The following is a 518-nucleotide window of genomic DNA, read 5'->3' as shown; positions in this document are numbered from 1 at the left end:
GCACACGGAGGCGCTTCCCGGCGTGATGAAAAAGGCCCTCGTTCACGCACTCGGCGATGTCCTGCCGCAGCCGATGCCGGATGCGAAAAAAGTGCAGAGCAGCGCGTCGGAATAGAACCGGCGCCGGTCGAAATGCGATGCAGGTTCGTATCACCACATGATTTCCTGATAAGGCACGCTTCCTGACATAGGTACGCTTGCTGATAGCGACACGTTTGAGAATACTGGTGCGACGGTTTCGATCGCGATGTCTATTCCGGCGGCATCCAAGTCCGGCGGCATCCAAGCATCCTCGCGTCGGGCGAACCAAAGGCCGCCGGGATCTTCGTCCTTGGCGCCGTTCGCAAGCCATTCGCGCATGACGTTCTCGACGATCTCGTCCGGTGTCGCGCCATAGCGGCGCTCGATGATCCAGTCGTGTTCCGTTTCTCCCCCGCCGACCACCGGAACAGCGCCGCGTGACAGCAATTCGACGATGCAGCGGCGCACGAAATCCGTTAGCGCATCATCCTCCAGAC

General features: G+C 60.4%; 1 pseudogene. It reads right to left on the bottom strand.

Annotation, left to right across the window (positions count from 1 at the left end):
* Positions 1–150: 150 nt before the first annotated feature.
* A pseudogene (locus tag AC1DT3_RS23915) lies at positions 151–518 on the bottom strand (hypothetical protein); the annotation flags it as partial.

This window comes from Microvirga sp. P4_G7, from assembly GCF_056401005.1.
The sequence above is the reverse complement of the archived record's forward strand: the minus strand, read 5'-3'. Positions and strand labels throughout refer to the sequence as shown.